Below are 14,617 nucleotides of genomic sequence, written 5' to 3'. Positions count from 1 at the left end.
GCTCTGCCGGAGCAGGTGGTCCGCGATGCCGTACGGTCCGCTTTCGACAGTGCCGGGCAGCGCTGCTCGGCGGCGCGCGTCTTGTTCGTTCAGGACGACAACGCGCCTCGCATCAAAGCCATGCTGGCAGGCGCCATCGAGTCTCTCGATGTTGGCGATCCTCTCGATTACGCAATAGACATTGGACCCGTCATAGACGAAGCGGCTCAGGACATGCTCGAGAGCCACAAAGTGCGGATGCAGCGCGAGGGGCGCGAGATCATCGACGTAGCGATGCCAGAGGCCTGCCGAGCGGGGACGTATGTCACCCCGGCGCTTTTCGAAATCGACCGCCTGAGTCGTCTCGATCACGAGGTCTTCGGGCCCATTCTGCATTTGATCCGCTACGAGCGTGGTCATCTCGACAAAGTCGTCGCGGCGCTCAACGCAACCGGCTATGGGCTGACGCTTGGTCTACACAGTCGCATTGAAAGCGTCGCCGACTACGTTGCCGAGAACGCCCGCGTCGGCAATCTCTACGTCAACCGCAATCAGATCGGCGCCGTGGTCGGCGCGCAGCCGTTCGGCGGCGAGGGACTTTCGGGCACCGGACCAAAGGCCGGCGGCCCGAATTATCTGGCGCGCTTTGCAACCGAGCGGACGCGGTCGACCGACATCACCGCGACCGGCGGCAATTACACGCTTCTGAGCGGCAAGGGCTGAGCGGGCGGCACTGGATTCCGCTTACTCGTAGGACGCATAAAGCTTCTTCGCCGGCTCGACGATCTCCCATGTACCCGTGAAGCCGGACGGCGTCAGGAATGCGTCGCCAGCCTTGAAGGTTGTCTCCGAGCCATCGTCTCCGCGCACGACGATCACGCCTTCGAGGAGGTGGCAGAACTCGCTTTCGGGGAAGACGACGCGCCACGTTCCGCGCTGGGCCGTCCAGATGCCGCTGTTGAAACGCCCGTCGGCGCTCTTGAAGAGGGTCTGCGCCCCTTGGACCGGATCGCCGGCGACGATGCGTTCCGGTTTCGGCCGGTAGACTTCGGGAGCCGGCAGTGTGCCTTGAAAATCGACGACTTTCGGGAAATCTGATTTGGTGGTCACAGTTGGTCCTTGAGTGAGCAATGGAAGACGCCCGATGCTACGATTGGGCCTGCGCTGCGACAAGTCGCTTAGTCGCCGGCCGCCATGACGAAGCAGTCGACGGACTGACGGCGCAATTCGGTGCAGGTCGATGCGGCGCGGTCGGCATTGAAGCCCGCAAAACGCGCTCGGAAGATTTGGTGGCCGTCTTTTGTGGTTGGATGCGTGACCGGGGCTATACCGGCAAGCAGCTGTCCGACACGCCCCTGTACCGCGGTGAGCGCGCGCTGGGCTTCGGCACTTGATCCAAAGGCGCCGATTTGTACCTCGTAGCGGCCGGCTGTGGCTCGCAGCGCGACGGCCTCGCCCGGCTGGGATTTTGCAAATCGTGGTTTTGCAGTCGCCTTCAGCGCGCTCGCCTGGGCTGCAAGCGTCGAGGGCGGCAGACCGCGCAGCGGAGCCGCAACGGGTGACGGAGGAGCTGAAGGTTCCTGGGTATTGGTGGCTTGCCTTGCCTGTGGGGCAGCTATGGCCGCGGGCGGCGTGGTATCGGCTGCGCCAAGCATCGCAATTTTATCGTCAAGCGGCGACGGCCGCCGCTCGTCTCTCGCCATTTGGGCTTCGAGAGCCTCATCGCGAGCACGGGATTCCGCAAAGGGCTGCGACAGCTTCCCAGCGAAGGCCGTAGCGCCGACACCGTCTTTCGCAGCCGTTCGAACGAGGTCAGTTGGTTCGATCGTTCCCCGGCTCTCGCGCGGCGTTTCGTCGGACGGGCTGTCGATGCCTTCCATATCGGTCGTTTCGTCGGGTGACGGCGGTGCCGCGCGTGCTTTTTCGAGGATAGGCACGTGCCGGACCTTGAAAATTTTGACCGGCGGCTCGGAGGCCTCGACGGGCGCGGCCGGTTGAGATTTTGCCATAGCGCGCAGAACCGGGCCGGGGTTCGGGACGGCGAGCTCATTATCTTGCGTTTTGGCCGGCGCAAATGGACGAGGTTCCGGTGCGGTTGCGTCGGCTAGTTCTACGTTGACTTGGCGTTTTGGTGCTGCGGGCGTCGCGATTTTCGGGCCGGCTTTCAGCTTTGCGAGCAACAGCGGCTGAGGCTTGCGTGTATTTTTGGTCGAGGCTCTGGTCAAAGCTCGCGTGAGCAGGACGCGCATTTCAGCATTGCGCTTCGCCGCGCTTGAACTGCCGAACACAGCACCGACCAGGTGCCGATTGCCGCGCCGGACCGACGTCACGATATTGAATCCCGAGGCCCGCGTGTAACCGGTCTTGATCCCATCAATGCCAGCAAAAGTATTCAGCATCGTGTTGTGATTGCGGTACGTTTTTCCGCGGTACGTGAAAGCGTGCGTGGCGAAAAACCGATAGTAGGCCGGGTAATCGTCCTGCAGGTGCAGGGCCAACGTGATCATATCGTGCGCCGTCGACACGTGATCGTCGTTCGGCAGACCGTTCGGATTCTCGAAGTGCGTCTTCGACATGCCCATGTCGCGGGCGCGATCATTCATGAGGCGAACGAAATTGGATTGCGTGCCGCCGATCTTTTCGGCCAGAGCGACGGCAATGTCGTTCGCGGACTTCGTAATCAGCGCCAGGATGGCGTCGGAAACCGCGATCTCTTCGCCGGGGTCGAGATCAAGCTTGGAGGGAGCGACGGAGGCCGCGGCCTCGGAAATCGAGATTTTGTCCGACATCTTGAGCCGACCGGACTCTATCGTCTCGAACGTCAGGTAGAGCGTCATCATCTTGGTGAGCGAGGCAGGGTGGCGAATCTTGTCGCCGTCGTCGTTGTGCAAGACGGCGCCCGTATTGGCGTCGACGATCATCGCGGCGTGGCGCTCGGGCCGAGCCTCCGCGCCCTGCGAAATTAGGCCAAACGCGGCCGAAAATGTCAGCGCGAACGCCAACGCCCGATGCAACACGACGCCGATCCCTCTGACCATCCGGTAAACCAGATGGCTTTTTTCGTATTCCAATGCCGCAGGTTGGCCACTTGGCTCCGATGCGGCACGCCCCACCTGTCGTTTCCGATAGCAGAGCACTGTTTTTAGGCACCTTTTGGGCGTCGAAACCTAGGGCGCCCTCGGGTACTGTTGCGAATTGTAAGGCGGATGGACTGAAGCAGCGTTAAAGGACGCAGTAAACACAGCGTCAACGGCTGTTCCGGTTCGAGATAAAGGGTTAGAATTGGGTTCTGAATGGACTGGCACGGCGCGCCGAGTTTCTGTCCGCTGGATGGGCGGCGACCGGGGCGTCAGCGACCAGTCGAAGGTCGAAGGTTTCAGTGCGGGGGATTTCCCACCCTCTGGGGCACGTACGTCCAGTGCCGCTTGCCTGCGGCACTCGGCACGTTCTGTTTTTTATTCGGCGGCGTGCCTATATAGCGCTGGATGGCTACGGGCGTTTCCACTGGACATTCGTAGGCTTTGGGAGGTGCCCGGTGGTTCCCATTTGGCGGTTCTAGCGTAGCTTTTCGGCCTCCAACATGCCCCGGTTGACGACTAAGTTCTAAGGGAATGAGGGATTCGGGCTGCAGCCCGAGGTGCGAGATGAAGTTGGAGGATAAAGATTTGCAGTTTGCGGCGGCGGTCAAGCTCGCGGGGAGCGATGATCCGCCTGACGGTCCACGCCGGGACGACGGCGATTCGAAGACCGGCATCGTCACCAAAACCAGACCCAAGACTAAGAAGCCGAACCTCTATAAGGTTCTGCTGTTGAATGATGACTTTACACCGATGGAATTCGTCGTGCTCGTGCTGCAACGCTTCTTCAATAAGGGTCAGGAAGACGCGACGCGGATCATGCTGCACGTTCACCACAAAGGTGTCGGAATTTGCGGCGTGTACACTTACGAAGTTGCAGAAACCAAGGTGACGCAGGTCATGGACTTTTCACGCCAGCATGGCCACCCTTTACAGTGCACCATGGAGAAAGAGTAGGATTGGATTGACATCGCTCTCCAAAAATCTCGAAGCTTCGCTGCACCGCGCGGTGCAATATGCGAATGTGCGCCACCACGAATTCGCGACGCTGGAACATTTGCTGCTGGCGCTCGTCGATGATCGCGACGCGGCCGCCGTCATGCGTGCCTGCTCGGTCGATCTCGAGCAGCTTCGCGCCCGCCTCATCGAGTACCTCGACACGGAATTGAAACCGATCGTGTCGAAGGCTTCGCGCGACGCGCATCCGACAAATTCGTTCCAGCGTGTCGTGCAGCGGGCCATCGTCCACGTTCAGACATCGGGGCGCGAAGAAGTGACGGGCGCAAATGTGCTCGTCGGCATCTTTTCGGAGCGCGAGAGTCACGCCGCGTTTTTCCTGCAGGAGCAGGAGATGACGCGGTTCGACGCCGTCCAATACATCGCGCATGGGATCGCCAAGCGCCCCGGCATGTTCGAGCCGCGCACGGTACATGGCGTCGATGAAGATACGAGCACGACCGAGGGTGAGGAGAAGAAGCCCGGCGACGCGCTCAATACCTATTGCGTCAACCTCAACAAGAAGGCCCGCGATGGCAAGATCGATCCGCTGATCGGCCGCGAGCAGGAAGTCATGCGCACCGTGCAGGTGCTCTGCCGCCGTCAGAAGAACAATCCGCTGTTCGTCGGTGATCCCGGCGTCGGCAAGACGGCGATCGCGGAGGGCTTGGCGCGCAAGATCGTCAATGGCCATGTGCCCGACGTCTTGAAGGGTGCAACGATCTTCGCGCTCGACATGGGCGCGTTGCTCGCCGGCACGCGCTATCGCGGCGACTTCGAAGAACGCCTCAAAGCGGTGATGAAGGAAGTCGAAGCGTTTCCGGGCGCGGTGCTTTTCATCGATGAAATCCATACGGTTATCGGCGCGGGCGCAACCTCCGGCGGCGCCATGGATGCGTCGAACCTTTTAAAGCCGGCGTTGCAGTCGGGCACGCTGCGCTGCATCGGCTCGACGACATACAAGGAATATCGCCAGCACTTCGAGAAGGATCGGGCGTTGGTGCGCCGCTTCCAGAAGATCGACGTCAAGGAGCCGACCGTCGAGGATGCAATCGAAATTCTGAAGGGCCTTAAGACTGTTTTCGAGGACTACCACAAGCTGAAGTACACGAACGAAGCCATCAAGGCGGCGGTCGAGTTGTCAGCTAGGTATATCCATGACCGCAAGTTGCCCGATAAGGCGATCGACGTGATCGACGAGACCGGCGCCTCCCAGATGCTCGTGCCGGAAGGCAAGCGGAAGAAACGCATCACGACGAAGGAGATCGAAGCGACGGTCGCTACGATGGCACGCGTGCCGCCAAAGACGGTTTCGAAGAGCGATGCGGAAATCATCTCGCATATTGGTCGCGACTTGAAACGGCTCGTGTTCGGACAGGACAAGGCGATCGACGCTCTGTCGAGCGCGATCAAGCTGGCGCGCGCGGGTCTGCGCGAACCGGAAAAGCCGATTGGCTGCTATCTGTTCTCTGGCCCAACCGGCGTCGGCAAAACGGAAGTTGCCAAGCAGCTCGCCAATCTTATGGGCGTCGAACTTCTGCGCTTCGACATGTCCGAGTACATGGAAAAGCACACGATTTCGCGGCTCATCGGTGCGCCTCCAGGGTATGTCGGCTTCGATCAGGGTGGTCTTCTGACCGACGGCGTCGACCAGCACCCGCACTGCGTGTTGCTGCTCGACGAAATCGAGAAGGCGCATCCGGATCTGTTCAACATCCTGCTGCAGGTGATGGACCACGGCAAACTCACCGATCACAACGGCAAGTCGGTTGATTTCCGCAACGTCGTGCTGATCATGACGACGAACGCGGGGGCTTCCGACATGGCCAGGCCGCCGATGGGCTTCAATCGCATGAAGCGCGAGGGCGAGGATACGGAAGCAGTCACGAAGCTGTTCACGCCCGAGTTTCGCAATCGGCTCGATGCGATCGTGCCGTTTTCGGGCTTGTCACCGGAAATCATCGCGCAGGTGGTCGAGAAGTTCATCTTCCAGCTCGAGGCGCAGCTTGCCGATCGCAGCGTCACGATCGAGCTTTCGGAAGAGGCAACGAAGTGGATCGCGGAAAAGGGCTACGACGACAAGTTCGGCGCCCGGCCGCTGGCGCGCGTCATCCAGGAGTACATCAAGAAGCCGCTCGCGGAAGAGCTGCTGTTCGGCAAGCTGGAGAACGGCGGCACGGTCAAAGTGATGGTAGCAGGCGAGGGGGCCGATCGCGTACTCGCGTTCGACTACCTGCCGCTCGATCCATCAAAAAAGGCGAAGTCGTCGGAGGATGAAGAAACCGACGACGACGGTCCGCAGCCCGTGCTCGCCGACGCGACGCCGAAGAAGGCGCTTCCGGGCCCCAAGGAAAAGGGCGACAAGCCGAAAGAGTCCGGCGCCGTGCCGAGCGTGCCGCGCAGGAAAAAGGACGACTAGCTCCGCGAGGCTCGTTCTACGAGTAGTCAAAGAAAATGAGCGCGTGATCGATCAGATCCCGCGCTTTTTTTGCATCCGGGTGCTTTTAGATTCGGGTCGACCACCGTCCGTTACGTTATGGCTGCCCTCCGAGGCGGCGGCCATGCAGGGCGATAGGTCGCTGACGGCCGAATGCGTGGCTTCTGGATGGCCGGGTCAAGCTCGGCCATGACGTGGTCGGGTGTTCGAGTTCGCAAGCCTTGTTGGAACAGAGCGTGGATTTTCGCGATGTTTAGCTTACTTGGCGAGCGCCGCTTTCAGTTTTTCGGCATTGGCCGCAAGAACGGCGGCGTCTTCCATTTTGCCGGAGTGCGGTTTCAGCGCCAGTCCCTCGAAGCGCGGAATTACGTGGTAGTGCAGGTGAAATACCGATTGTCCACCTGCGGGCTCGTTATATTGAATGACGCTGATGCCGTCGGCATTGAAAGCCGCTTTGGCGGCGACGGCGACTTTCTGCACCAGCGGCGCAAGATTGGCGAGCACGCTTGGATCGGCATCGAACAGGTTGCGCGACGCAGCCTTCGGCAGAATGAGTGTGTGCCCGGGTGATTGCGGCATCACATCCATGAAGACGATGGCGTCGGCATCCTCGTAGACTTTATGGCATGGGATCTCGCCGCGTAGGATCTTCGCGAAGATGTTGTTTGGATCATAGGTCATGGCACTCGCTCTCTTTCGGCGACGTGTGGCGGCTTCACATTTCGGCGACGGTACTATGCCTCGTCTTTGCGATAGGGACCAAGCTCGGTCAAGTCGGCGTTAAATCGGGTAACCATTTCGCTTTCGCGCATTAGAAACCGTTCGACCGCCCGGCGCAGTCCGGGATCGGCGATCCAATGCGCGGAATATGTTTCGACCGGCAGATAGCCTCGCGCCAGTTTGTGCTCGCCCTGGGCGCCGGCTTCGACGCGCGCCAGTCCCGAGGCGATAGCAAACTCGATCGCCTGATAGTAGCAAACCTCGAAATGCAGGGCCGGGTGGTGTTCTATTGCTCCCCAGTAGCGGCCATAGAGGCAGTCGCCGCCGATGAGGTCGAGGGCGCCCGCGATATAGCGTCCGTCACGTTTCGCCATGACGAGCAGTGAGCGGTCGGGCATGACGCGGCCAAGCTCAGAGAAAAACGCGCGGTTAAGATACGGCCGGCCCCATTTACGATTTCCTGTATCCGTGTAGAACGCGAACATGGCGTCCCAGTGCGCTTCGGTGATGGCGGGGCCCGTCAGATGTTCGATCTCGATGCCCGGGGCCAGTGCTGCTTCGCGCTCTTTGCGTACGGCCTTGCGTTTCCGCGACGTCAAGGTCGCGAGAAAATCGTCGAACGAAGTGTAGCCACGGTTCTGCCAATGAAATTGCTGGCCGGTTCGCGTCAGAAATCCGAGCGTGCGAAGCCGTGTCGCGGTATCGGCGGCGAGAAACGTCAAATGTATCGACGACAGCCCGCCTTGCCGGGCGACCTCGATTGCGGCCGATGCGAGTAGCTCTTCATCGGCTATCGCTTTGGGACCCGGCTTGACGAGAAGCCGCGGCCCGGGAACCGGCGTAAACGGTACAGCAATCTGCAATTTTGGATAATACCTTCCGCCAGCCTGAACATAGGCCTCCGCCCAGGTGTGATCGAACACGTACTCGCCCTGGCTGTGCGATTTGACGTAGGCGGGTGCCGCGGCCGCGACCTTTCCGTTTTCGTCCTCGAGCACGAGATGACGCGGCAGCCAGCCGGTGGTGCGGCCGACTGTGCGGGACGTCTCGAGTGCCTTTAGGAACGCGTGACTGACGAAGGGGTTGAACGTCGCGGGATCAGGATTGGCGCAAGCATCCCATTGGGCGGCATCGATTTCGGCGATGGACGGTACGAGCGTTACGGTTGCGTCGGACGATGATGACATGAGCAGCGTGGTCTCGAGGCGGTTCCGAATTCTACGCAGCTTGTCGTCAAAAAATCAAAGCAGCGAAACGGCGGGGCGGCCCCGTGTGGAGGGGCGAGCACTTCTATCTAGATTGGGAGTGTGTCGCCGCCGGCCAATGCGGCAATGCGCGAGCCGGCGTTCGGAAATTACGGCTCGAAGCCTTCGAATATCATGGCGTCCGCCCATTTTTTGGCAATCTGGCGTTGTCGCGGCGTGCGCACGGTCCATGTAAACACCGGCAGGCCTGCGACGGCGCGCACGTAGTCTATGACGTGGGCTGGTAGCGCATTCACCTCGTAGGCATAGAAATCGGGCGCTACGGGGCCAGATTCCAGCAGATGGCGCAGCGCGACGGCGCGCTTTCGGCCAATCCGGCGCGTCCACCAGCCGGCGCCAGTGAAGCTTCCGGAAATGATACCGCGCGCCACGTTGGGGGCCAGTGTTCTGATTTTCGACATGACGGCTGGATCGAACGACATCAATGCAACCGGACCATCGTAGGCGGATGCGAGCCTTGCGATTTCGCCGAGAAATGTCTGATCGGGCGGGGTCCATTCGCTTTTGATTTCGACGAGCAGCGGCACGCGCCCGCCGACGAGTTCGAGAAGCTCGGCAAACGTCAGTATGGGCGCTCCGCCGACGCGATGGCGCAGCGTTTGCAATTCACGTGCTTTGATCTTCGCGACGAGTCCACGACCGTCGATCAGCCGGTTCAACCTTTCGTCGTGAAAGACTACGGGCAAGCCGTCGGCTGCCGGCCTCACGTCACACTCGATGCCGTAGCCTTTCGCGATCGCGGCTTCGAAAGCGGGACCGGTATTTTCGACGATGCCTTTCCCGGCGCGGTGCAGGCCGCGATGGGCGATGGGGCGGAGAAAGGCCGCACAGTCGAACATCGGATCAACGGATTTTCAGGATGGCGTCGATTTCGACGCTTGCGCCGAGGGGGAGGCTCGCGACGCCGACCGCCGAGCGCGTATGCCGGCCTGCATCACCGAGAACGTCGACCAGGAGATCGGAGGCACCGTTGATGACTTTGGGCTGCTCACTGAATCCCGGACTCGAGGCGACGTAGCCCGTCAGCCGCAAAACCTGGACGATGCGATCGAGACTGCCGAGCGCCGCTTTGGCCTGGGCCAGAATATTGAGCGCCGCATGGCGCGCAGCTTTCCGACCATCCTCGATGGAGGCGCTGGAACCGAGGAGGCCGGTCAACACGTGTCCGGCGTCGTCTTTCGAAACCTGGCCCGATATGAAAAGCTGATCGCCGGATATCAAAAACGGTACATAATTCGCGACGGGTAGAGGCGCGTCAGGCAGTTTCAGTCCCAGTTCGAATAGCCGTTGTTCGGCGTCGATCATGGCGCATACCCGATATTTGCGGTTCTCAAAGACGTTGTGGCCGCGCTATGGCCTCTTTGCAATGCCTCTGTCGGCCGTCTAGATTGCGTCCGAGCATCGATTATCGCGAAAAGTGAGCAAACCGCCGATGACGATCCGTTTCAAAGCCAGCGTCTGGACATTGCCTGCGGCGCTTATCGCGACGCTTGCGAGTTTCCCGGTCGCCGCCGCCGAAGCCGTGCATTTCGCACCGCATCGCGCCGTTTACGAACTCTCGATGGCTGACTCGACGGCCGGTTCGGGCGTCTCGGGCGTGTCGGGCCGAATGGTCTATGAACTCAACGGATCTCAGTGTGACGGCTACACACAGAACATGCGTTTCGTTACGATCATGACCAATCAGGAAGGCACAGACACGGTCAGCGATCTCAGAAATTCGAGCTGGGAAGAGGCCGACGGCAAGAAACTGCGATTTTCTTCGACGCAATATCAGAACGATGTGCTGGCCGACGCGAGCCAGGGCGATGCGGCGCGCAGCAAGGGTTCGACACCGATTGTCGGCGTCGATCTCGTAAAGCCAAAGAAGAAGCGCGTATCGCTTCCGACAGATATTTACTTTCCAATGCAACACGCCAACACGCTGGTTCAGGCGGCCAAGAGCGGCGTCAAAATTTTTACGGCCAATCTCTACGACGGCTCGGAAAAGGGTGAAAAATACTATTTGACCACGACGGTCATCGGCAAAAAGTACGTGACCGGCGCCAAGACGCTCGCGGCGTCGGCCAAGGGCGTCGACCGTCTTCAAGGTGTCGATTCCTGGCCGATGACGATCAGCTATTTCGAGGCGGGTAAAGACAAACAAGATCAGACGCCCGCCTACGAGCTGTCATTTCGTTATTTCGAGAACGGCGTCACGAGCGATCTCAAAATCGACTACGGCTCATTCGCGATCAAGGGCGAGCTGAAGGAGCTGACGTTCCTCGATCCCGGCAAGTGCCCGGCGAGTGCCAGCGCGCACTAGGTTTTTCGACTTTAGAACGAGACTGTCTCACGTGCGCGTGTGCGGACTCGGACCCCGCTCATTGGCCGTGCTTGGCCAAGATGCCGTGGGCGGGCGCGATCGACATCGGATCGACGCCGGCCTCCTGGCAGAACGTCAGCAACAGACTCTCATCCGACAGCAAATATTCGAGAGTAGCGGCTTGCAGATCAGGTGTCTCCGCAGCGGCACGAATGTCCGCCGAACCGAGCCCGGTCAGTGACATGAAACGTTCCAGGCGCGGCGCATCGGAAAGAAGGAATGTCAGCACCTGCAACGCAAGCGCTTCGCTTCCTGCGAGATCGATATGGGATGAGGCCGGTCGCGGCATTCGAGCATCCGAATTGTTGCGTGGTCTTTAACTGTTGGTTACGGCTTTTGGCGGCAAAGTGGGGCGAAGGTTTCGCCGAGAATCGGTGCACAAACGGACCGCGATCAGAGAGTAGGCGGTTGCCATGACGTATCAGGAATCCAGACCCGACGTCGAGCGGCGCCCTACGGAGCCGCGGCTTGCGACGCAATCTGTGCTGATCGTCGAGGACAACGAGCTCAACATGAAGCTCTTCAATGATCTGCTGGCGGCGCACGGGTACCGGACGATTCAGACACGGAATGGTTTCGAGGCTCTTGAACTGGCGCGCAAGCACCGCCCGGACTTGATTTTGATGGACATTCAGTTGCCTGAGGTCTCCGGCCTCGAGGTCACCAGATGGCTTAAAGACGATGACGATCTTTGCCAGATTCCGATCGTGGCCGTCACCGCTTTCGCAATGAAGGGTGACGAGGAACGGATTCGCTCCGGCGGCTGCGAGGCTTATATATCGAAGCCGATTTCTGTGATGTCTTTCCTCGAGACGATTCGCAGGTTCATCGGCCCCTCGAAATCGTAGATGTCCTTTTGTCCGTAAGATCAGTGATCCATGACTGCCCGCGTCCTCGTCGTCGATGACATTCTAGCCAACGTGAAGCTGCTCGAGGCCCGGCTACAGGCCGAGTACTTCGAGGTGTTGACCGCTAACAGCGGCCAGCAGGCTCTCGATGTGCTGGCGCGCGAGCGTGTCGACGTCATCCTGCTCGACGTGATGATGCCCGGCATGGACGGCTTCGAGACGTGCCGGCACATCAAGTCTGACAATGCGACTCACCACATCCCAGTTGTGATGGTGACCGCGCTCGACCAGCCGTCCGACAAGGTTCTGGGGCTCGAAAGCGGTGCGGATGATTTCCTGACCAAACCGGTCGACGACATCGCCCTCGTTACGCGCGTCAAAAATCTCGCTCGTCTCAAGATGCTTAACGATGAGATGATGATGCGGGCTTCGACCGGCAAGCAGATGGGCATTCCCGACGATGGCTCGTTTGCACGGGCGCTCTCGGCGCGTTCGGGCCGAGTTCTGCTCGTTGACGATCATCCCCGCTCGGCTGCCCGGCTGCTCGAAGTTTTGTCCAAGGGCAATGATGCCTTTGCGGAGCGTGATGCACACGCGGCTCTGCTGAAGCTTGCCGAGAGCAATTTCGATTTGCTTGTGGTCAGCCTGTCATTGCAGGGCGCCGACGGTCTGAGGCTTTGTTCGCAAGTCCGCTCCCTCGAGCGCACGCGGCATCTGCCGGTCATCATTCTGGTCGAGCCGGGTGACGAAGCGCGCCTGCTTCGCGGGCTCGATATGGGCGTCAACGACTATCTGATGCGCCCGATCGACCGCCACGAACTGCTGGCGCGCGTCAGGACGCAGATCAAGCGCAAGCGTCATTCGGATTTCCTGCGCCATCGCCTGGCGGAAAGCGTCGAGCTGTCGATCACCGACGCGCTGACGGGATTGCATAATCGGCGCTATATGGAAGGCCATCTCCGGACCCTCGTTTCGGAAGCGATCCGTACGGGCCGCAAATTGTCGATGCTGGTCGCCGACATCGACCATTTCAAGAACGTCAACGACACCTATGGGCATGACGTCGGTGATGCGGTGCTCAAGGAATTCGCGGTGCGTCTGAAGCGGAACACGCGCGGCATCGACCTTGCGTGCCGGCTCGGGGGCGAGGAATTCGTCATCATCATGCCGGATACCGACGTCGCTCGTGCGTATCAAGTCGGCGAGCGTTTGCGCGCCTGCGTGGCGTCGGACAATTTCCCGATCAGCGCAGATCAGAGCGTGCGCGTTACCGCGAGCGTCGGCATCGGTACATTGGAGCGTCCGGACGACACGCCGGAAACGATATTCAAACGCGCCGACAATGCGCTCTATACGGCCAAGCGGCGCGGGCGTAACCGCGTCGTCGCGGATGCTGCCTGAGCAGCCACACTGTGTGGGTCAGATCGGCTCGCCATTAATGGCCTGCCGGCTAACAAGCCACTAGCTTCCAGGACATTCGTTTAAAACAGAGCCGTTCCAGACACTTAATGGTGCCTGCACAGTGGCAGCAAAACAGCGAATCGTTGCGGCTCAGACACTTGTAAAGCAGTTCTTGCTTTCTGAACTGAGTTCTGGCACCACTTTGCCGGATTAAACGGGGATAACCTGAGAAATCACAGCAGTTTTGCGTCGCCCGTCCGCGTGCGCGTGTCGGAGGGTGGCGTTTCAAGGTTCCCGCACTATTGGGCCCGCCGCATAGCCTGATAGGGTGGGTATAGATCGATCCGAGCGACCACACGAGTGGCCTCCTCGAACGGTTGCAGAGGGTCGATCGCGAAGCTGGGAGAGGAACAACGCCCTCTTTGAACCTCGCCCGGTTGTGGCCAGGGTCGCGAAGCTGTCTCGGAACGATTTACCCCGCTGCCGAGTTTGCTTTAGGCTCTGGCCACTAGCACTTCCGGAGTAATGAACCTCTTAATCATTGATTTGAGAGTTCAACGGCCGCCTGCTGAAGGCGCCACGGCGCTTACTTAATTTTTGTTTCCTTGAACTCGACGTGCTTACGCGCGACGGGATCATATTTCTTGAAAACGAGCTTTTCCGTCGAGGTCCGCGGATTTTTCTTTGTGACGTAGAAAAATCCAGTGCCAGCCGAGGACAACAACTTGATCTTTTGCGTAATGGGCTTCGCCATGGCGGATGCCTTCGAAGAAAAAGTCGCCAAAAACTTTTTGGCGACGGAGGCCGCAACATACGCGCGAAGCTTCACATGTCAAGGTGGCGACAAGGTCGTTCTGCAGTAGACCGGGGTGCGCCGAAAGCCGCAGGCATGGAAAGTCGCGGGAGATTATTCGTCTGACGTTCTAGGCTGTTACGGCGGCTCGAAGCCTCGCATTTCGATATTTGTTGAGTGGATGGCGGAAGATCGTTCAGTCCTACTAAAGTTCTAGGAGGAGCCGAGTGATTTGGGTTCGCTGCGCGGAAGCCCAAACTCCGGATCGTCAAAGGCCGTATTCCCGAAACCGTGCATCTTCAGCGCCCACTGATAGCCGATCAGCCCGCCCTTGACCCTCGGTAGCAACCAAAGGCTGAGCAGGATGAGCACGGGCGTCCAGATCGCGAGCTGAACCCACGTCGCGGGCGCGTAAAGCTTCTCGAGGATCAGAACACCACCGACCACGACATGGGCGGTGATTGTCATGACGAAATACGGCGGCGCATCGTCGGCGCGATGGTGATGAAGTTCCGTGCCGCATGATGGGCACGTATCGTTCACCTTCAAATATTTCCAGTAGAGCGCCCCTTCGCCGCAGCTCGGACAGCGCAAGCCCCAGCCGCGTCTGACGGCCAGCCAAGCATCACGATCCGGATATCCGCCGAACGTCGTGACTTGATGGGCATTCTCGGAGATGTCTTCGGTCATATGCGTAGTGTTGGGTCGATTGTAATTCCGGTCAAGGCAAAGGCGT

General features: G+C 59.8%; 15 protein-coding genes. 6 read left to right on the top strand and 9 right to left on the bottom strand.

Translation table 11 applies throughout. The annotated features are described in order from the left end of the window. A partial coding sequence (locus VN623_RS03545; protein WP_325568184.1) for an aldehyde dehydrogenase family protein occupies positions 1 to 702 on the top strand: 702 nt, incomplete at its 5' end. A gap of 21 nt (positions 703 to 723) precedes the next feature. On the opposite strand, the gene VN623_RS03540 is transcribed toward VN623_RS03545, so the two are convergent. After that, on the bottom strand, positions 724 to 1,089 hold the full coding sequence (locus tag VN623_RS03540) for a cupin domain-containing protein (protein WP_414653158.1): 366 nt from the start codon (positions 1,087 to 1,089) through the stop codon (positions 724 to 726). A gap of 68 nt (positions 1,090 to 1,157) precedes the next feature. After that, positions 1,158 to 3,092, bottom strand: coding sequence for a serine hydrolase (locus VN623_RS03535; RefSeq protein ID WP_325568182.1), 1,935 nt, complete (start codon positions 3,090 to 3,092; stop codon positions 1,158 to 1,160). 531 nt (positions 3,093 to 3,623) lie between these two features. Between VN623_RS03535 and clpS the strand changes: the two genes are divergently transcribed. Both clpS and clpA read left to right on the top strand, forming a co-directional pair. After that, positions 3,624 to 4,013, top strand: coding sequence for an ATP-dependent Clp protease adapter ClpS (clpS, locus tag VN623_RS03530; RefSeq protein ID WP_325568180.1), 390 nt, complete (start codon positions 3,624 to 3,626; stop codon positions 4,011 to 4,013). 7 nt (positions 4,014 to 4,020) lie between these two features. Further along, positions 4,021 to 6,471, top strand: coding sequence for an ATP-dependent Clp protease ATP-binding subunit ClpA (gene clpA, locus VN623_RS03525; protein WP_325568178.1), 2,451 nt, complete (start codon positions 4,021 to 4,023; stop codon positions 6,469 to 6,471). 276 nt (positions 6,472 to 6,747) lie between these two features. Here the strand turns inward: clpA and VN623_RS03520 are convergent, their stop codons facing one another. The 4 genes from VN623_RS03520 to VN623_RS03505 all read right to left on the bottom strand — a co-directional run bounded on the left by VN623_RS03520 (position 6,748) and on the right by VN623_RS03505 (position 9,779). Further along, positions 6,748 to 7,170, bottom strand: a complete 423-nt coding sequence (locus VN623_RS03520) for an HIT family protein (protein ID WP_325568176.1) — start codon at positions 7,168 to 7,170, stop codon at positions 6,748 to 6,750. A 53-nt stretch (positions 7,171 to 7,223) separates the two neighbouring features. Further along, on the bottom strand, positions 7,224 to 8,396 hold the full coding sequence (locus tag VN623_RS03515) for a GNAT family N-acetyltransferase (RefSeq protein WP_325568174.1): 1,173 nt from the start codon (positions 8,394 to 8,396) through the stop codon (positions 7,224 to 7,226). A gap of 167 nt (positions 8,397 to 8,563) precedes the next feature. After that, entirely contained in the window at positions 8,564 to 9,313 is a 750-nt protein-coding gene (locus VN623_RS03510; RefSeq protein ID WP_325568172.1) for a glycerophosphodiester phosphodiesterase family protein, read from the bottom strand. A 4-nt stretch (positions 9,314 to 9,317) separates the two neighbouring features. Next, the gene (locus VN623_RS03505; protein WP_325568170.1) at positions 9,318 to 9,779 is read right to left on the bottom strand and encodes a RidA family protein; all 462 of its coding nucleotides are present in this window, start codon (positions 9,777 to 9,779) and stop codon (positions 9,318 to 9,320) included. Between the two features lie 127 nt (positions 9,780 to 9,906). Here VN623_RS03505 and VN623_RS03500 point away from each other — a divergent pair, with 127 nt between their 5' ends. Then, positions 9,907 to 10,779: a cell envelope integrity EipB family protein gene (locus VN623_RS03500; RefSeq protein ID WP_325568168.1), complete on the top strand. Its 873-nt coding sequence runs from the start codon at positions 9,907 to 9,909 to the stop codon at positions 10,777 to 10,779. A 58-nt stretch (positions 10,780 to 10,837) separates the two neighbouring features. Here VN623_RS03500 and VN623_RS03495 read toward each other — a convergent pair whose 3' ends face one another. After that, complete coding sequence (locus VN623_RS03495) at positions 10,838 to 11,128, bottom strand: DUF3572 domain-containing protein (RefSeq protein ID WP_325568166.1); 291 nt, start codon at positions 11,126 to 11,128, stop codon at positions 10,838 to 10,840. A gap of 124 nt (positions 11,129 to 11,252) precedes the next feature. Here VN623_RS03495 and VN623_RS03490 point away from each other — a divergent pair, with 124 nt between their 5' ends. Both VN623_RS03490 and VN623_RS03485 read left to right on the top strand, forming a co-directional pair. Next, entirely contained in the window at positions 11,253 to 11,687 is a 435-nt protein-coding gene (locus tag VN623_RS03490; RefSeq protein ID WP_325568164.1) for a response regulator, read from the top strand. A 30-nt stretch (positions 11,688 to 11,717) separates the two neighbouring features. After that, positions 11,718 to 13,088 carry a PleD family two-component system response regulator gene (locus VN623_RS03485; RefSeq protein WP_325568162.1) on the top strand — a complete coding sequence of 457 codons (1,371 nt, stop codon included), beginning with the start codon at positions 11,718 to 11,720 and terminating at the stop codon, positions 13,086 to 13,088. 586 nt (positions 13,089 to 13,674) lie between these two features. Here the strand turns inward: VN623_RS03485 and rpmG are convergent. Next, the gene (rpmG, locus tag VN623_RS03480) at positions 13,675 to 13,842 is read right to left on the bottom strand and encodes a 50S ribosomal protein L33 (RefSeq protein ID WP_015598735.1); all 168 of its coding nucleotides are present in this window, start codon (positions 13,840 to 13,842) and stop codon (positions 13,675 to 13,677) included. 252 nt (positions 13,843 to 14,094) lie between these two features. Beyond that, on the bottom strand, positions 14,095 to 14,571 hold the full coding sequence (locus VN623_RS03475) for a DUF983 domain-containing protein (RefSeq protein WP_325568160.1): 477 nt from the start codon (positions 14,569 to 14,571) through the stop codon (positions 14,095 to 14,097). Positions 14,572 to 14,617: the final 46 nt, after the last annotated feature.

The organism is Hyphomicrobium sp., from assembly GCF_035572195.1.
In the GTDB taxonomy this organism is placed as follows: Bacteria; Pseudomonadota; Alphaproteobacteria; order Rhizobiales; family Hyphomicrobiaceae; genus Hyphomicrobium_B.
Note: the sequence above shows the minus strand (reverse complement) of the source record. Positions and strands in the feature narration are given on the sequence as shown.

Coding starts and splice junctions, on each gene's coding strand:
- VN623_RS03495 (WP_325568166.1), bottom strand. CDS start 11,128: ATGCCGCGACCGGCCTCATCCCATATCGATCTCGCAGGAAGCGAAGCG.
- VN623_RS03490 (WP_325568164.1), top strand. CDS start 11,253: ATGACGTATCAGGAATCCAGACCCGACGTCGAGCGGCGCCCTACGGAG.
- VN623_RS03475 (WP_325568160.1), bottom strand. CDS start 14,571: ATGACCGAAGACATCTCCGAGAATGCCCATCAAGTCACGACGTTCGGC.
- VN623_RS03520 (WP_325568176.1), bottom strand. CDS start 7,170: ATGACCTATGATCCAAACAACATCTTCGCGAAGATCCTACGCGGCGAG.
- VN623_RS03505 (WP_325568170.1), bottom strand. CDS start 9,779: ATGATCGACGCCGAACAACGGCTATTCGAACTGGGACTGAAACTGCCT.
- clpS (WP_325568180.1), top strand. CDS start 3,624: ATGAAGTTGGAGGATAAAGATTTGCAGTTTGCGGCGGCGGTCAAGCTC.
- VN623_RS03500 (WP_325568168.1), top strand. CDS start 9,907: ATGACGATCCGTTTCAAAGCCAGCGTCTGGACATTGCCTGCGGCGCTT.
- rpmG (WP_015598735.1), bottom strand. CDS start 13,842: ATGGCGAAGCCCATTACGCAAAAGATCAAGTTGTTGTCCTCGGCTGGC.
- VN623_RS03485 (WP_325568162.1), top strand. CDS start 11,718: ATGACTGCCCGCGTCCTCGTCGTCGATGACATTCTAGCCAACGTGAAG.
- VN623_RS03515 (WP_325568174.1), bottom strand. CDS start 8,396: ATGTCATCATCGTCCGACGCAACCGTAACGCTCGTACCGTCCATCGCC.
- VN623_RS03510 (WP_325568172.1), bottom strand. CDS start 9,313: ATGTTCGACTGTGCGGCCTTTCTCCGCCCCATCGCCCATCGCGGCCTG.